We start from the raw sequence: 17,249 nt of genomic DNA, 5'->3' as shown, positions 1-17,249 counted from the left end.
CGGAGCGCGCTAGTTGGCGGATGAGCGCTCTACTTGGCGGAGCTGAGCATTATGGTTGGCGGGACCGGCGTCCTGCCCGTCGGGACCGGAGGTGGCCTGTCCCAGGCCCCGGCGGATCGCGATCTCCACGGGTGAGTACGCGCCGTCGGCCCGCTCCAGTTCGTACGGCGCAGCCGGCATCAGCGGCGGGTGGGCCATGAAGCGCGGCCGCACCCCGTGGTGCGGCTGTGCCGCGTGTACCAGGAATGGATGGCACAGGAAGACGTCACCCGGGGAACCGGTGGCGAGAGCGAGCGGCCGGTGGGCGGATGCCGCTACGAGGTCTGGCGCGATGGCCAGGCCGCTCGCGCCCTCCTCCCCGTACGGCTCCAGCACCTTCGGCACGTCGAGGTGGGAGCCGACCCGGATCCGAGTCGGGGCGTCCTCTTCCCCGACCTCGCTGAACAGAAATAGCATCAGCAGGGCCCGGCCGCGTGAGCGGAGGTTGGTGAAAGGCCAGGTCTCGCCCTCCACCGCGTAGCTGCCCTCGATGTGCCAGCCCGCGTCGTCGGGCTCCTCCTCGTGCGGGAAGCGCAGCGGGAAGGTGCCGAGCGAGTAGCGCGGCTCCCAGCGCCCGGCGCCGACCAGCAGGTCGTACGCCCGGTGCAGGGCCGGGGAGTTGGGTGCGGCGGCGAACGGTCCCTGTGCCATCCCGCCGACCCAGTGCACGGGCTGCTTCCACGTCTCCGGGGCGTCCGGGTCGCAGCCCGTCTCCCGCCACAGCAGCCGCGCGCAGCTCGCGGCCACGCGGGGCGCGACGGCGCCCCCCAGCTTGACGAAGCCGTCGCGGAGGAAGCGGGTTACCAAGGTCGTGTCGTCCATGCCTCCATCGTGCGACGCCGCCCGTCCCGGTCACCCGACACTTGCCGCACCGCTTTTCTCGGGTGCGCGTGCATGGCCGCGCCTGATTGAATCGATGGTCGGGATCTTGGAGGCGAGCGTGCTGGAGCGGCTCAATCAGGCCATGGAGCACATCGAGCGGCAGCTCGACAGCTCCGTCGACGTGGGCGAGCTGGCGCGGGTCGCGGCCACCTCGGAGTACCACCTGCGGCGGATGTTCTCGGCGCTCGCCGGGATGCCGCTGTCGGAGTACATCAGGCGCCGGCGGCTGACCGTCGCGGGCGCGGAGGTACTGGCCGGGGAGCGGACGCTGCTGGAGATCGCGGTGCGGTACGGATACGGCTCGGGCGAGGCATTCGCGCGGGCGTTCCGCGCGATGCACGGCGTCGGGCCCGGCGAGGCACGGCGCACCGGTGCGGCGCTCAGCTCCCAGCCCCGAATGACCTTCCGCCTCATCGTCGACGGGTGCAGCAGCATGCGCTACCGCGTCGTGCACAAGCCGGAGTTCAGCGTCGTCGGGGCGAAGGCCCGGGTGCCGCTCGTGCACTCGGGGCCGAACCAGGCGATCATCGATTTCGTCCGCGGGATCGACGACCAGGCAAAGGAGCTGCTGGAGAAGCTGTCCGACCAGGAGCCGCACGGCATCCTCGCGGTCTGCGACGATCTCGATCCCAGCCGGGCGGAGGGTACCGAACTCGACTACTACCACGGGGTCGTCACCTCGGCGTCCCTGCCGGAGGGCATGGCCACGCTGCCCGTGCCGGCCGGGACATGGGCGGTCTTCACCACCTCGGGGCCGGCGCCGGAGGCGATCCAGGCGCTGTGGCGGGATGTGTTCACCGAGTGGTTCCCATCGAATCCGTACCGGGGCCGCCCCGGGCCGGAAATCCTTCGTATGCGGATGTCGGCGGACGGCAGCGAGGCGGATGCCGAGCTGTGGCTGCCGGTGGAACAGGAGGCCGATTGATCCTTGAATCCCTCCCTGGCCCTGTTCGCCGGGGCGGACGTGCTGTTTCAGCGAGAAGGCGGACGGCCACCCGGCTTGCCAACCAGAACGCTCAGCTCCGCCCAGTACAGCGCTCATCCGCCGACTAGCGCGCTCAGTCACAGGGCGTTTGGTGGCGAGTTCGCCACCCCCCTGGTGCTACTGGCCGACAAGGGCCCTCATGGGCCGGTGTGGTGGCGCTACGGCCACGACGCGGTCGAGACCTTGGACCAGGCGCTCGACAACCCCGACGACTACCGCGCCTACCACGTCCGCGACGACCAGCGTCGCGCCGCCCGCCAGGCCGCTGAGAAGCCGGCCACCAGCAGCGGGAGGAGGAAGGCTGCGCACGGGACGCATCGAGGTGGCAGTGCCCGTCCTGCTGCCACGACGTCTGCCTGGACCCGGAGGCCGGCCCGGTGCCGGGCAGCAGCGAGTGCGGGCTCTTCCGCAGCCGTAGAGCGTGCCTTGCACAGGAGGCGCAGGAGATGGCCGAAGCCCAGGCCGAAGGAGAACGAGAACGTCGCCGCGACGGCCTGCTCGGATGGCGCCGCACCTGCCCGTGCCGCCTGGTCCTGGGCCTGCTCATGGTGCACCCACCACCGAGTAGCCGAAGCCGCGGATGCCACTGCAGATGCCACCGCGGAGGGGGCGGGGGAGCGCCCCCGACCACGTGGCCGGAACTGGGGCTTCATGAGCCGGGGACCCCAGACACAGGTCAGATCCGGGTGATGAGATGGTCAAGCATCTTCAACAGGGCCTCGGGCCGCCGCCGAGCCGGCGGGTGCGCGGTACTTGCCGTTGTCGGTCGGCTTCCCTTGTTCGTTCGCACCCAGCACACCGCCACCCGCGTACCCCAATGGCGCAACTGGTACGAACACGGCGACCTCTCCCTGCAAGCCATCGCCGGCCGCAAAGGAACCAGCCTCCCACCATCCGCCTCGCCCCCCTCAAGAACGGCGTCGCCATGCGCTTCCCAAGGACCCAACCAATTCAACGGTGAAACTCCCGACTGCCATCGGCCGCTGAAGGCGACAGCGGGATCACGGTTCACGCAAGCGGCTCAACGGGGTCGATTCTGCGGGTGCTCGGCCAGCGCCCGTGGGCGGGGCGCCGCCGGGTGAGGAGCTGGACCGGTTCATTCTGCCGTCATGCAAGATCCAATCGATGCGGCCATTGCTCTGTCGCCCCCGGTCTCCGACAAGGCTGCGCAGGCCCCAGATCCATCGGTACTTCCTCCGCACGAAAGTGGTCGCGGGCGCAGGCGCGGCAGTTCGCTCGAGGAAGCGGGGGGTCCCTCACGGAGCGGGGCGGGTGAGTTCGGTGACGCGGCCGAGGAAGTCGGCTGCGCCGGCATGGCGTTGGTGGGGCCGCAGGCGCTGGAGGGCTGCCGTCAGGCGCTCGTCGGCACGCGCGGATTTGAGGCTGGGGTAGGTGTCGAGGAAGGTGCGCCAGTGGGTGAGGGCGGCATCGAGGTGGCCGAGTCGTAGGTGGGTTTCGGCGAGGCGGGCGCGCGTGAGTGCGGCGGGCAGTTGTTCGGTGGGGGTGCGCAGGCGCAGGGAGGTGGTCAGCGCGGTGAGGGCGGCCGTGTGGTCGCCGAGGGTGGTGAGGGTCTGGGCGCGCTGGTAGTGCAGTGCGCCGGCCGGATAGCTGCTGAAGGGACCGGGGGCGGTGTCGGTCTGAGCGTGGAAGCGTTCAGCGCGGGCTAGGGCGGCCTGGGAGGCGTGGCGGTCCTGGTGGGCGTGGAGGACGGCGAGGTGGATGTGGGTGTAGGCGCGGACCGCGGGCGGGGCGTGGCGGGCGTGCCGGTCGGCCTGTTCGGCGAGGTGGAGGACGGCGGGGGTGTGCTGTCCGAGGTCGTGGGCGTGGGTTGCCATGGTGCGCAGGGTGATGGCGAGGATGGTGTGGTCGCCTGCGTCGGTGGCGAGGCGGGCGGCGATCTGGTGGTAGTGCTGGGCCATGGCGTGGTGGCCGCTGTCGGCGCACATCGAGCCCAGCAGCAGGGTGAGTTGGGCGGTGGCGGACAGCAGGCCGTGGTGGATGCCGGTGCGGGCGGGACCGTCCAGGAGGGGGGTGACCTCGTGGGCGAGGTAGGCGGCCAGGGCGGCGCGTACATGCTGGCCGCCGTGCCGGTCGGCGGCGGTGGCGAACACCGTGGCCATGGTGCGCAGTTGCTCCAGGTCGCTGGGTCCGGCGCGGCGGTCGGCCGGTACTGAGCCGTCGGGCACCGCGGCGCTCAGGGTCTCGCCTTCGCCTGGCAGGGCCAGTGCGGTGGCGGCGAAAACGCCCGCGCCGAGCAGGGCGCGGCGGTGGGGGTCGAGTTCGGCGTGGGTGAGGTGGGCGAGTTTGCGCATGGGGTCGGCCTCCCAGTCAGGATCCACGACGACGGCCGGGGCTCGGGTGAGGCCAGCGTCGTACGCCGCGACGCGCCTGCCCAGACGACGGGAGAGACATTCCAGGAGCAGAGCGGGAATGGGGGGCCGGGGCTGGGCGCCGTCCAGCCAGCGCCGTGCTGTCGTGCGGTAGACGGTCAGCGTCAGGCCCTGTTCGGCGGCGATGCCCCGCAGGGCGGCGGCGAGCTGGGACGGGTTCCAGCCGGCCGCCTGTAATAACAGGGCGAGCCGTGTGTTGGGGGTGCGCGGCATGGCTGCCTCCCGGGTGCGCGAGCCGGACGGGTGCCTGCGGGCGCATGGAGATGGGGGTGTGTCCCGTACCGCCGCCGTGGAGTTCTGTGAAAGCGGCTCCCCCTGCGACGGCGGGGGCGGATGGAGAAAGCCGGGCTTGTGTCATGTGTCAGGCGACTATCGAGCCAACCGCGCCGCCACATCAGGGATCCGGCGGCGCGGCGGTGCGGAGTCCCGCTTGCCGGCAGCCCTGGACCGCATCAGTCTGCGTCTTGGGGACGGGCCTGTGCGGAAGATCTCGGTGCCGGCCGGAGGGACGTCTACCGAGGCCGGGGGTGCGGCGGTCTGCCGCGGGGACAGGATGTCGGCGACTAAGAAGGGATCTTGCACGGGCAGGTTCCCCTTCCGCTCATGCGTACTGTCTGGGGGCCGGGCTCGGGGTGCAGTCAAGCGAAGAGGTCCGGCCGGGCGTAAGCGTGCGCGACCGGCATATGCGGGACGTCGGTTCCCACCCCCTGCGCGTGGCGCATACCCCCGGTGTGGTCGCGCACACGGGCGGGCAGCCGACCGGCGCGGCGGAGTCGCGAGCGTGCGGGGGATATCGCCGAACGCCGTCCGGTGGGCCGTCGGCGCCGGGCACGCATCACCGGCACCAGGAGCATCAGGATGCCGTGGCGGGTCATGGCGTGCGGCAGCCGCATCCGTCCGCCCACACGTTTCACAAATTCACTAGACGGCTTGCTGCGTGCGCAATCCGTTGCCGGTACGCCTGTTGGGACCGCAGGCCGCAGTGCTGAACTGGCCTTCGCTGCTCGTTGCTGCAGCACCTTGCCTGGCGCCGGCCGGTTCGGCCGCGCCCGTTCCCGTACTGCTTTCCGTTCCTGAGGGGGCCAGTGGGATGACGCGCTCATCTGCCCTGTCGATCGAGGGAGAGGCTCAACTGCGGTTCCCGGACCTGGAGGACCTGCGGGGCCTTGCCCCGCCGCAGCTACAGCGCCTCGCCGAGGACATCCGCTCATTCGTGATCGAGCGCGTGTGCGCGACGGGCGGGCATCTCGGTCCGAACTTGGGCGTGGTCGAGCTGACCCTGGCTCTGCACCGGGTCTTCGACTCCCCCCGGGACACCCTGGTCTTCGACACCGGCCACCAGGCGTACGTCCACAAGGTGCTCACGGGCCGGGCCGGGCGGTTCGGCTCCCTGCGGCAGGCCGGCGGCCTGTCCGGGTATCCCTCGCGGGCGGAGTCGGTGCACGACGTGGTGGAGAACTCGCACGCCTCCACCGCGCTCGCGTACGCGGACGGTCTGGCCAAGGCCCGGCAGCTGTCCGGCGAGCAGGACCGAGCGGTGGTCGCGGTGATCGGGGACGGCGCCTGCACCGGCGGCATGGCCTGGGAAGCACTCAACAACCTGGGCGGTGCGCCGCAGCGGCCGGTGATCGTCGTACTCAACGACAACGGCCGCTCCTACGAACCGACCGCCGGCGCCTGGGCCGCGCACCTGGCCGCCCTGCGCGACAGCCGCGCCCCGATGCACCGCAACATCTTCACCGACCTCGGCTTCGCCTATCTCGGACCGGTGGACGGACATGATGCCGCCGCGGTGGAAAAGGCGCTGCGCCGGGCCCGGGCCGTTGGGCGGCCGGTGGTGGTTCACGTGGTCACGGTCAAGGGCCGGGGCTACGGACCGGCCGAGTCGGACGAGGCGGACTGCCTGCACGCCGTGGGCCCGGCGGACCCGGCCACCGGCGCGCCGGTGAGCCCGGGCGGACCGTCGTGGACAAGCGTGTTCGGCACCGCACTGGCCGACATGGCAGCCGAGCGGCCGGATGTGGTAGCCATCACCGCGGCCATGCTGCGGCCGACCGGCCTCCACATGATGCAGCAACGGTTCCCCGACCGGGTCTTCGATGTCGGTATCGCCGAGCAGCACGCGGTCACCTCGGCCGCCGGGCTGGCCATGGGCGGTCTGCACCCGGTGGTCGCCGTCTATGCCACCTTCCTGAACCGGGCCTTCGACCAAGTACTGATGGACGTCGCCCTGCACCGGCTGCCGGTCACCTTCGTCCTGGACCGGGCCGGCATCACGGGCCCGGACGGGCCCAGCCATCACGGCATGTGGGACCTGTCCCTGCTGTCCGCGGTGCCGGGACTGCGTCTGGCCGCCCCGCGCGATGCCCAGCGTCTTGCAGAGTTGCTGCACGAGGCCGTCGCCGACGACCGGGGGCCCACCGCGCTCCGTATTCCAAAAGCCGCAGCGACAAGGGAGATCCCAGCCCTGGCGCGGATGGACGGGATCGACATCCTCCACCGCTCCAACCTCCGGCCGCTGGATGTGCTGCTCGTCGCCCTCGGCCCGCTGGCGGCCCCGGCCCTGGACGCCGCCGCCATGCTGGAGGCGCAGGGCATCGGGGTGACGGTCGCCGACCCGCGCTGGGTACTGCCGGTGGATCAGGCGCTGGCCGCGCTGGCGGCCCGTCACCGGCTGGTCGTCAGCGTCGAGGACGGGGTGGTCACCGGCGGGGTGGGCTGGGCTCTGACCCAGACGTGCCAGGCCCAACGGGTCACTACGACGGTGGTGCCCCTGGGGCTGCCACGCTCGTTCACCCCGCACGGCCCCCGCACCGAGCTGCTGGCCGGGGCCGGACTCGATGCACCCGGCATCACCCGCACCGCCCTGGACGCCCTGTCGGCCGCGCACGCACCGGCCGCCCGGTGCTCTAGCGACCGGGAGACTCCACGATGAACACCGTCGACCTGGGCCTGCCCGCCACCCCCGCCCCACAGATTCCCGGGCGTCGCCGCCCCACCCGCCGGCTGAGCGTCGGGGCGGTGCCCGTGGGCGGCGGTGCCCCGGTGAGCGTGCAGACGATGACCACCACCAACACCGCGGATGTGGACGCCACCCTGAGGCAGATCGCCGAGGTCACCGCGGCCGGCTGTGACATCGTCCGCGTCGCGGTGCCCTCCGCCGACGACGCGGCAGCCCTGCCCACCATCGTCGCCCGCTCCCCGATCCCAGTGATCGCCGATATCCACTTCCAGCCCCGCTACGTCTTCGCCGCCCTGGAAGCCGGCTGCGCGGCGGTCCGCGTCAACCCCGGCAACATCAAGAAGTTCGACGACAAGGTGGGCGAGATCGCCCAGGCCGCCACCGCGGCCGGGGTGCCGATCCGCATCGGAGTTAACGCCGGCTCCCTGGATCCGCGCCTGCTCGCCAAACACGGCAGCGCGACCCCCGAAGCCCTCGTCGAATCGGCCCTGTGGGAGTGCTCCCTGTTCGAGGAACACGGCTTCACCGACCTGAAGATAGCCGTCAAGCACCACGACCCGCGCGTGATGATCGCCGCCAACCGGCTGCTCGCCGAACGCTGCGACTATCCCCTGCACCTCGGCGTCACTGAAGCCGGCCCCGCCTTCCAAGGAGCGATCAAGTCCGCGGTCGCCTTCGGGGTCCTGCTGGCCGAGGGGATCGGGGACACCATCCGGGTCTCGCTGTCCACGTCGCCGGTGGAGCAGGTGAAGGCGGGCTGCCACACCCTGTCCTCCCTCGGCCTGCGCCCGCGGAAACTGGAGATCGTCTCCTGCCCCGGCTGCGGCCGCCTCCAGGTCGACATCCACCGCCTCGCCGCCCAGGTCGAAGCGGCCTTCGACGGCTTCCCCCACCCCCTGCGCATCGCGGTCATGGGCTGCGTGGTCAACGGGCCCGGCGAATCCCGCGAAGCCGACCTCGGCGTGACCTGCGGCAACGGCAAAGGCCAGATCTACCGCCACGGCCAGGTCATCAAGACCGTCCCCGAATCCAAGATCGTCGAAGCACTCCTCGACGAGGCCCTCCACCTCACCAGCGACCTTCCCCCGGGAGGCGATCCGGCATGACCCTCGCACCACCCCGCACGGGCGAAGTCGACCTACCCCAAGCCCGCGACCACGCCGAGACGATCCTCACCCAATTCCTGGAGCGCAAGCAGGCCGACGCCGCCACACACCGGCTGCCCACCGAAATCCCCGCTGCCCTCAGGGACTTCCTCACGGCAGGTGGCAAGCGGCTTCGTCCCGTGCTGTGTGTGCTTGGCTGGCACGCCGCCGGCGGTACCGCGCCCCCACCCCGCCCGGTGCTCCAAGTGGCAGCCGCCCTGGAGATGTTCCACGCCTTCTGCCTCGTCCACGACGACGTCATGGACGCCTCCGCCACCCGCCGCGGCAAGCCCACCGTGCACCGGGCCTTCGCCGACCGCCACGCCGCAGGCCGCTGCGGGCCGGTTGCCGACCGGTTCGGCACCAGCGCCGCCATCCTCGTCGGCGACTTCGCCTTGGCCTGGACCGACGAACTCATCCACACAGGCGGCCTCACCGCAGACCAACTGGCGCGATTGTTACCTGTACTGGACGCCATGCGCGACGAGGTTCTGTACGGCCAGTACCTGGACGTTGCGGCCGGCGGGCAGCCGACGGATGACGTCGAACGGGCCCGGACAATCATCCGCTTCAAGACCGCCAAGTACACCTGCGAGCGACCGCTGCACATCGGCGCCGCCCTCGCCGGAGCCCCTGGGCCGATGCTGGACGAACTGTCCGCGTACGCCCTCCCCCTGGGCGAAGCCTTCCAGCTCCGCGACGACCTCCTCGGCGTCTTCGGCGACCCGCACATCACCGGCAAGTCCCGCCTGGACGACTTACGCGAAGGCAAGCACACCCTGCTCACCGCCCTCGCCCTGCGCGACGCCGCACCCCCACACAAGACCTTGCTGCACCGGCTGCTGGGACGACCCGGCCTGACCGAGGCGGAGGCCACGCAGATCCGCACCATCCTCACCGTCACCGGCGCCCGCGCCCACGTCGAAGAACTCATCGGCCAACGCCGCCACGCCGTGCTCCACACCCTGGACTCGGCCGCCTCCCTGAGCGCGCACGCCATCCCGCACCTGCGTCACCTGGCGGACACCGTGACCCGGAGGATGTCGTGAAGCCGGCGCGCAAACGCGTCCTGCTGGCCTCACCCCGCGGCTTCTGCGCCGGCGTGGTCCGCGCGATCCGGGCTGTGGAGAAGGCCCTTGAGCTGTATGGACCGCCGGTATACGTGCGGCACGAGATCGTCCACAACGCCTATGTCGTGCGGTCCCTGGAGAAGAAGGGAGCGGTCTTCGTCAGCGAGACGGACGAGGTTCCCGAGGGGCAGGTCGTCATGTTCTCCGCACACGGAGTCGCTCCGTCCGTGCACGAGCAGGCCGCCGCACGGAAGCTGACAGCGATCGACGCGACGTGCCCGCTGGTGACGAAGGTGCACAAGGAAGCGGTCCGCTTCGCCGAGGCGGGCTACAGCATCCTCCTGATCGGCCACGAGGGGCACGAGGAAGTCATCGGCACTCTGGGCGAGGCACCCGCCCGGATCACTCTGGTCGACGGCCCCGGCGCTGTCGGAGGCATCGAGGTCCGAGACGAGTCGAAGGTCGTCTGGCTCTCGCAGACCACACTGTCGGTGGACGAGACGATGGAAACCGTCGAGGCGCTGAAGACCAGGTTTCCCCACCTCAACGGCCCGCCCAGCGACGACATCTGCTACGCGACGCAGAACCGTCAGCTGGCGGTGCGGCAGATCGGCGCCGCAGCGGACCTGGTACTCGTGGTCGGCTCGCAGACCTCCTCCAACTCCCAGCGCCTGGTCGAGGTCGCTCTGCAGGCCGGTGCCAACGCCGCGCACCTGATCGACACCGCCGACGAGATCGACGCGAACTGGCTTCAGGAGGTGTCCACGGTCGGCGTCACCTCCGGCGCCTCGGTGCCAGACGTCCTGGTGGACGACGTACTGCGCCGGCTCGCCGCACACGGCTACGAGGACGTCGAACTCGTCGAAACGACCACAGAACACCAACACTTCGCACTGCCTCGCGAACTGACTGCCCCCATCCGCCAGGCAACAGACACCACCGAAAGGACGGACTGATGAGCACCTTCACGGGGCGCGAGGCACCCTCCCACGACGAGGGCAGCAACCCCCCTGCGTACGCGGACGGCACATGGCCGGACTTAGACCGCTCCTTACCGCACATCCGGCTCCAGGCAATGCGCCTGCGTGACCGTCTGATCCGCCAAGTCGAAGAGGACGGCCTGGTCCGCGACCGGTGTGGCAGCCGCGTGCTGGAGTCGGCGTTACTGCTGTCGCTGCTGCGCAAGACAGGCACCCTGCCCAGCGTCCACGACAGCCTCGTGGGTTACCTGCGCAACGCCTGCCCGGACAGCCCCATGGACACCATGATCGTCGAAGCGGCCGTGGGACACCCCGGACAGCAGGACCGGGCAGTGGCCTATCTGGAGGAGTTCCGGCACTACACCGGGGCCGTAAACGCCTCATGCTCAGCACGCTGCTGTCCCTGACGGGCGTCATGCCCATCGAGACGAACACTGACGCGCACACCCTCCGCTACCAGGGATACGCGGCATGGACCGAGCTGTCTCTGTGTGCGATCAAGATCCTTCACGGCCATGCACGCGGAGGACACGCTGCCGTAAGCACCGCAGACCGGAATTACCTGGCCGGCAGACTCGAATCTGCCGGCCCCGATCAGGTGTGGGAGGGGAACGCGCTCGCCCACCTGATCGCCCTGCACGCCCTGCACACCTGCCAACCGGACAGCCCCCTCCTGCACAACGCCATCGCTGCCCTGTGCCGGATCCGCAACAACGACGGCGGCCTGCCCTTCATCTCCGGCCAGGAGATCTTTGTGACCGCCCTGGCCGGAAAAGCACTCGCCGCAGCCGGGGCCCCACAATCACTCCTGATCCAGATGGGCGACCGGATCTCCGGCCTGCAGCAGCGCGACGGTGGCTGGGGGTACACCGAGACCACGTCCCAGACCGACGTCGACGACACAGGTGTCTGCGTCGAATTCCTGCGCATCGCAGACACGGCCCGCTACCGGCAGGTACTCGCCCGGGCGGAGCAGTACCTGGGCGCGATGGCCGACCCCCGTGGAGGATTTCCCACTTACCTGCGCGGCCATCAATGCGAGGCCGATATGACCGCCGGAGCCGTCACGGCCTTGTCCGCCTCCTGGCAAGATCACGCCCCGCTTCTGGACAAGTGCGTCGAATTCCTCCTCTCCGCTCAGCGAGACGACGGCACCTTCGAAAACAGCTGGACTCGCAGCCGGTCCAGCGCCATCCACCGGATTCTGGACGCCCTTCGCCACGTACCCCAGGCCCCCGCGGACCGGAGCGCACGCATCGCAAACGCCACCTTGGCGAGCGCCGGATACCTCGCCAAGACCCAGAATCCCGACGGCGGCTGGGGCTACCACCCGGGCAAGGAAAGCGACGTCGTGTCCACCGCACACGCCCTGCCTGTCATCGCCCGCACCGGCGACCGCCACACCCTCGGACGTGGGCTGCACTACCTCCTTGGCCATCAAAACACCGACGGCGGCTACACATCAGCCCCCGACCAATTCGGCCCACGCCCCTTGCCCTTCGACTACCCGGTGCTTACTGATGCCCATGTCCTGAACGCCTTTACCCAACTCCACGACGCCCTGCGACCCCCAATCACCACTCCGAAGCAACCAGTGCCAGCTCGCCCCACGGGCTCAATCGAAGAACCGGCGCCCTGATCCGCACTGCCGCACGTAAAACCCGAATCAGTCCTGACCACCACTGCACCCCTGGGCCCCCTCAGCAAACGCAGAAAGCGCGATGTGCCGGACAGTGCTGACAAAGGCGCCGAGCCGGCCTCACCACGCCATGACCTGCCTGGTGCCGGGTGCTGCGAGAACACCGAGTTGAGGAGACAACGGCATGGTCGACGGCGCTTCCTTGTCCACCAGCGAGGCCAACGGCCGCGACATGCGGCTACGCCTGTGGTGTCCGGTCCCGACAGAGCACAACCCCCTGGGCCCACAGGTCGAAGAGCGGACAGCGGCATGGATTCGCCGACACAGGCTGGACAGTGAGACGTCGGATCAAGACCGACTGGCCTTGTCGGTGTGGATCTGCAGGCTTGCGTCGATGTACTACACGGACGCTCCGCTCGAACAGCTCCAGATCACTGCGGACTTCAACGCCTGGGTCTTCGCGATGGACGACTACGTCGACCTGCCCGGCGGTGCCAGGGACGCTGCGAAGGCGACCGTGCGGCTGGCCCAGTTGGTTCGGCCTGCAGAGGCGCCCGAGGCGGCGCCACTGGATGGCTCGCCGTTGGGCGTGGCCCTGGCTGACCTCATCGTCCGAATCTCACGGTACGCGACGTCCTCGCAGCTGGCCCGGTTCGCCGAGGGCTTCCGTCGTGGGATGTTCTGCTGGGCCTGGCAGCGCTCGCTGCTGGACGATGGCGAGGAACATGATCTGAACGAATATGCGACCCTGCGGCTGGGTGCCTCGTTCATTCCGGCCTATGCGGCGCTGGGCGAGGTCGTGCACGGCTACCGCCTTGACGCAGAGGAACTGGCCACACCGCCGGTGCGAGCACTCACGGAAATGGCCTGTTTGCTGATCGGCCTGCACAACGACGTCTATTCATGGCCCAAGGAGGAGGCCAGTCACGCGCCCGACATCAACGCGGTCAAGGTGCTGGCCCGCGAGACCGATGGCGACCTTCAAGAAGCGCTGGCCCGCGCCCTGGCCCTGAGCAACCAGGGCATGGCACTTTTCGTACGGCTGAAGGACCACACCCAGGAACAGGCTTCAGACGGACTGCGGCACTATCTACGTGACCTGGGGCGCCTCATCGCGGGAAGCTTGGAATACCACCTGCACATGCCACACTACCGACGTGGGCTGAAACCCGGACACCAGGAGCTGCTGGAGCAGATCTGGGTCGACACCACCTCCGCGGACGTCGCCCCCGGGCCACCGCCCGCGCTTGCCTCGATCGCCTGGTGGTGGCAGCAACTTCCTGAGACCGCCGCACCCACGACCCCGCCGGCCTAGCACCGGGTGCGGCGGCACCGGTGCTGACCTCCCTGCTTGCATGCGCCTGGGAGGTGCTGGACAAGGCCGTCGCCTACGCGCCGGCCCGCCGGCATCCCCAAGGTTGCTGGGAGGGCACGGCCGAACCCCGGATCCGTCCACGAGCGCGTGGACAACGTCCTGTCAACGACACCTCCCGGCCGCCGCCAGCTCCGTCTCTTCCCGCAGCCGCCGTATCGGATCGGCGGCGCGTGACGCCTGATCGTGCCGTGGTAGCGGGTCGATGTCCCCAACGGCTGCGACAACGGCCCCCGACAACTTCCGTTTGCGGAGGTCTCCCCAGGGTCGATGTCGATGTGCATGACCGCGGCCTCGGGAGCGAAGGTGGTCAGGTCCCCGGTGACTCGGTCGTCGAAGCGGGCTCCGAGGGTGACGATGAGGTCCGCGTGCTGGAGCGCGGCCACCGCTGCGACGCTGCCGTACATACCGGGCATGCCCAGATACAGGGGATGGGTATCGGGGAACGCACCGCGCGCCATGAGAGTGGTGACCACCGGCGTAGATAACGGGCCGGCGAGCAAAGCGCAGTACACGCACCAAGACCGCGAGAATGCACCCCGCGAGGCTACGTGGACCGTATCCGACGGCTCCCTGTCGCGGACCTGTCCGGTAGGACGGGGCGAAGGTTGCTTGATGCGGCACTAGCAGCCTCGGGGGAGCCCCGTCCTCAAGTGCGAGGTCAGGTGGCGGCGAAGGGGGAAGGCGGCTTGGGGTGGCCGGCGAGGCCGCTGTCCGGTACCGCGAGCCCGCCGTCGACGACCAGGGCGTGTCCGGTCACGAACGACGAGGCCGGGGAGGCGAGGAAGAGCGTCGCGCCAACCATCTCGTCGGCGGTGGCCCACCGGCCGAGCGGGACATGGCTGGTGAGCCAGTCCGACAGGGGGCCGGTCTCGCTGGCGAAAGCTGTCAGGTCCGTACGGGTCCAGCCGGGGCACAGGGCGTTGACGCGGATTCCCTGGCGTGCCCAGCCGACGGCGAGGCTGCGGGTGAGGGAGAGTTGGCCGGCCTTGGTGGCGGCGTACGCCTCCATCATGGGGGTGCCGACGAGTCCGGCGGCGGAGGACATCAGGATCAGGCTGGCGCGGTCCGAGTCGGCCAGGTGTGGGTGAGCGGCCCGGCACAGTGCGGCTGTGGCGTTGAGGTTGATGGCGATGACCGTGTCCCAGTCCTGTTGGACTGTGTGTTGTAGCGGTGCCATCAGTGGGGTGCCGTCCTGCGCCGTGGGCAGGGTGCCCGCGTTGTGCACGATGACGTCGAGGCCGCCCAGTGCGGCGACGGCCCGGTCGACCAGGTCGGCGGCGGCACCCGGTACGGCGAGGTCGCCGTCGAGGGCGATGGCTTTCCGGCCCCGGTCTTCCAGCGCCCGAACGGTACCGTCGAGGGCGGGCAGGGTGCGGGCGGCGACGGCCAGGTCGCAGCCCGCGTCGGCGAGGCCCTTGGCGACGGCCTTGCCGATGCCTCGGGAGGCGCCGGTCACCAGCGCCCGTGCGCCGTTCAGGCGGAACAGGTCAAGAGCGTTCATCGAAGGGCCTTTCTGACGACGAATCGGAACGGGGGATGCGAGGAAAACAGGGGGGATCGCGCGCTCCGCTCCAGGTGAGCAGCGCGCTGCCCCAGGTCATGCCGGCACCGAACGCCGCCACGAGGACGCGTTCCGGGCGGCGGGCCGTGCCCATACGTCACATCGGACTGCCCGAGTGCGTCGGGGGTGACGGTCGTGAAGACCAACAGGCCCATGTCGGTGACGTCGGTGCTCGCGGCCCTTGCCGACGAGGGGACTGCTTGGGCGCCCCGGTCCGTGGCATTTGAGTACACCGGTACGTTCGCTGATCCATTGGGCGGTGACTCCGGCCTCGTACCACGGCGGCGTCGCTGCGGACGGTGGGCGGCGGGTGGTCCCGTGCCGAGGGCTCCGAGCGGCGGCCGGTCATGCCGTCTCCCCTCGCGTCCAGGTCAGCGTGGCCTCCAGGGCGGCGTTGTAGTCCGTGGCTGCCAGGGGTGCCGCCGCGATGTCGTCGGGGTGGGCGAACGCTTCCGTCAGCAGCGGCAGGTGCGGCAGGACCGCGTCGCACAGCCGCTCGGCGACGGCGGGCAGGGCTTCGACGTTCTGCGGTCGGAGCGTTCCGAGAGTGAGCAGCGGTCCGGCCCAGCGGTGGGCGGAGGTGACGCCGTGCAGCGCGGCCAGTGGTGCGAGGGCCTGGGCGAGGGTGCGGTCCCGCGTCTCCTCCAGCGTCCGGGCCAGGTCCTGGGCCACGAGCCGCGTCGCATAGGTCTCGCCGAGCAGACCGGCCTCCTCCAGCAGCGGGTTCCACACGTCGAACGGGGTCGCGGCGTCCGCGTCGCGCCGACGGGCCAGGCGGCGCGTCAGCTCCTCCTGGTGCCGACGCAGGACCGTGGGCCACCACCGGGGCGAGGTGACCGGCGGGTCGACGGGCGGTGGGTCAGGCTCCGCGGCGACGGGGCCCTGTTCGACGAGGGCGCGGCCGATGTCGTAGAGAATGAGCTGGCTGTCGCCGCCGGCCGCGTCGAAGGCGTGGTGGAATCCGCGATAGGCGGCGAGCCGGTTCACGTCCAGGTGGCCGGAGACGCCGCAGCGGTGTTGGCAGTCGGCGGTGATACGGGCGGCCATGCGCACGGCGACGGCCTTGTACGCGGCCAGCGGCCGACTGACGGCGGCCCAGGGTGTGAAGCTCATCGCCTCGCCGCCCTCTGCCTGCGTGGGGGCGGAGAGGGATTGGGTCCACACCTCTCGTGCACCGTGTGCCGCGCAGGTAAGGGCGAACGCGTCGGCCAGGGCACCCAGGACCACGCGCTGCTGGGCCCGGTAGGAGAGCAGGGGCACGCCGGGGGCCAGCCGTCCCTGAGTGCGCCGCTGTCGCGCGTAGTTGACGGCCTGCACGGCGGACTGCCGGGAGGTGGCCGCAGCGATCGCCGGCATGCTCGCCCACAGGCCCTGCCCCACGCGCAGGGTGCGCTGCAGGCGCAGCTCGTGCGACCCGGCGGGATCGTGGAACGTGCCGTCGCCGCCGATGCGGGCACCGTCGGAGAGCCAGTGGGCGTAGGGGACCCGGACGTGGTGGAACCGTACTTGGACGTAGTCGAGGGGCAGGGCGCCCAGGCCGATCGGCGAGGACACTTCGATGCCGGGCAGCAGACCCTCGTCATGGGTGAGCGGGACCACGAAGGCGAAGACCCCGCGGTCGGTTTCTCCGGTGAAGAGGCGGGCGAGCACAACGCCCGTCTGCGGGACGTCCAGTGTTCCCGCGCTGGCGAACTTGGCGGCGAGCGGATCGGGTGTGTGCAGGACGAACCCTCCGCCGACCGGATCGAACACGGCACGGGTCCGGGTGGCGAGATGGCTGTTCGCCTGGCCTGCCTCGGTGATCAGGTACACGCCCTTGGCCTGCCCGGCCCTCAGCGCCGCCATCTCGGGGGCCAGGCGGTCGGGTTCGTCGGAAAGGTGCGCCATGGAACCCAGGCAGAGCACGTGGTGGACCAGGGCCGCCAGGCACAGCGGAGGGTCGGCGACCGCCGTCCAGGCGTGCGCGGCAGCCAGCCGTGCGGGGTCGGAGAAGGGGTCGTGGCCCGGCGGCAGCACCTCACCCAACGCGCCCAGGCGGCGTAGCAGGTGCTCGCCCCGGCCGGTGCCGGCCGCCGAGGCGTCCGGCCGGGCTCCGTCGGCGAGTGCCTTGTGCAGTGCGGACACGAAGGAGGGCTCACAGGGGCCGTACAGGAGCCGCTGTATCTCGTCGCGTGCGGCAGGCGAAAGGGACGCGAGGAGCATCTCGGCCATCTCCTTGTGG

13 protein-coding genes and 1 pseudogene are annotated in these 17,249 nt (G+C 70.5%); 8 read left to right on the top strand and 6 right to left on the bottom strand.

From position 1 onward, the window contains the following. Positions 1-9: 9 nt before the first annotated feature. Entirely contained in the window at positions 10-861 is an 852-nt protein-coding gene (locus AB5J49_RS00465; protein WP_369166446.1) for a phytanoyl-CoA dioxygenase family protein, read from the bottom strand. Between the two features lie 118 nt (positions 862-979). Between AB5J49_RS00465 and AB5J49_RS00460 the strand changes: the two genes are divergently transcribed. Further along, positions 980-1,846, top strand: a complete 867-nt coding sequence (locus AB5J49_RS00460; RefSeq protein ID WP_369174998.1) for a GyrI-like domain-containing protein — start codon at positions 980-982, stop codon at positions 1,844-1,846. 1,316 nt (positions 1,847-3,162) lie between these two features. Here the strand turns inward: AB5J49_RS00460 and AB5J49_RS00455 are convergent. Then, complete coding sequence (locus tag AB5J49_RS00455) at positions 3,163-4,509, bottom strand: tol-pal system YbgF family protein (RefSeq protein ID WP_369166445.1); 1,347 nt, start codon at positions 4,507-4,509, stop codon at positions 3,163-3,165. Between the two features lie 425 nt (positions 4,510-4,934). Beyond that, a complete protein-coding gene (locus AB5J49_RS00450; RefSeq protein ID WP_369166444.1) occupies positions 4,935-5,210 on the bottom strand; it encodes a hypothetical protein in 276 nt (91 codons plus the stop codon). A 176-nt stretch (positions 5,211-5,386) separates the two neighbouring features. On the opposite strand from AB5J49_RS00450, the gene AB5J49_RS00445 reads away from it, so the two are divergent. From AB5J49_RS00445 to AB5J49_RS00415, 7 genes are all read left to right on the top strand, one after another. Next, a complete protein-coding gene (locus AB5J49_RS00445) occupies positions 5,387-7,231 on the top strand; it encodes a 1-deoxy-D-xylulose-5-phosphate synthase (RefSeq protein WP_369166443.1) in 1,845 nt (614 codons plus the stop codon). Next, positions 7,228-8,364 (top strand): flavodoxin-dependent (E)-4-hydroxy-3-methylbut-2-enyl-diphosphate synthase, encoded by a 1,137-nt coding sequence (ispG, locus tag AB5J49_RS00440; protein WP_369166442.1) that lies wholly within the window; start codon positions 7,228-7,230, stop codon positions 8,362-8,364. The genes AB5J49_RS00445 and ispG overlap by 4 nt, the downstream gene beginning before the upstream one ends. Beyond that, entirely contained in the window at positions 8,361-9,452 is a 1,092-nt protein-coding gene (locus tag AB5J49_RS00435; RefSeq protein ID WP_369166441.1) for a polyprenyl synthetase family protein, read from the top strand. Before ispG ends, AB5J49_RS00435 begins: the two co-directional genes overlap by 4 nt. Next, complete coding sequence (locus AB5J49_RS00430; RefSeq protein WP_369166440.1) at positions 9,449-10,429, top strand: 4-hydroxy-3-methylbut-2-enyl diphosphate reductase; 981 nt, start codon at positions 9,449-9,451, stop codon at positions 10,427-10,429. The genes AB5J49_RS00435 and AB5J49_RS00430 overlap by 4 nt, the downstream gene beginning before the upstream one ends. Further along, positions 10,429-10,860: a hypothetical protein gene (locus AB5J49_RS00425; protein ID WP_369166439.1), complete on the top strand. Its 432-nt coding sequence runs from the start codon at positions 10,429-10,431 to the stop codon at positions 10,858-10,860. The genes AB5J49_RS00430 and AB5J49_RS00425 overlap by 1 nt, the downstream gene beginning before the upstream one ends. Beyond that, on the top strand, positions 10,836-12,092 hold the full coding sequence (locus tag AB5J49_RS00420; protein ID WP_369166438.1) for a prenyltransferase/squalene oxidase repeat-containing protein: 1,257 nt from the start codon (positions 10,836-10,838) through the stop codon (positions 12,090-12,092). Before AB5J49_RS00425 ends, AB5J49_RS00420 begins: the two co-directional genes overlap by 25 nt. Before the next feature lie 184 nt (positions 12,093-12,276). Beyond that, positions 12,277-13,407 (top strand): hypothetical protein, encoded by a 1,131-nt coding sequence (locus AB5J49_RS00415; protein WP_369166437.1) that lies wholly within the window; start codon positions 12,277-12,279, stop codon positions 13,405-13,407. Positions 13,408-13,721: 314 nt separating this feature from the next. Here the strand turns inward: AB5J49_RS00415 and AB5J49_RS00410 are convergent. The 3 genes and pseudogenes from AB5J49_RS00410 to AB5J49_RS00400 form a co-directional block, all read right to left on the bottom strand. After that, positions 13,722-13,943 (bottom strand): annotated as a pseudogene (locus AB5J49_RS00410) (acetolactate synthase large subunit); the annotation flags it as partial. 182 nt (positions 13,944-14,125) lie between these two features. Continuing rightward, on the bottom strand, positions 14,126-14,968 hold the full coding sequence (locus tag AB5J49_RS00405) for an SDR family NAD(P)-dependent oxidoreductase (RefSeq protein WP_369166436.1): 843 nt from the start codon (positions 14,966-14,968) through the stop codon (positions 14,126-14,128). A 405-nt stretch (positions 14,969-15,373) separates the two neighbouring features. Further along, positions 15,374-17,239, bottom strand: a complete 1,866-nt coding sequence (locus tag AB5J49_RS00400) for an acyl-CoA dehydrogenase (RefSeq protein ID WP_369166435.1) — start codon at positions 17,237-17,239, stop codon at positions 15,374-15,376. Positions 17,240-17,249: the final 10 nt, after the last annotated feature.

The sequence above is a fragment of the Streptomyces sp. R28 genome (genome assembly GCF_041052385.1).
Classification (GTDB): domain Bacteria; phylum Actinomycetota; class Actinomycetes; order Streptomycetales; family Streptomycetaceae; genus Streptomyces.
This window is presented reverse-complemented; position numbering and strand designations above follow the sequence as displayed.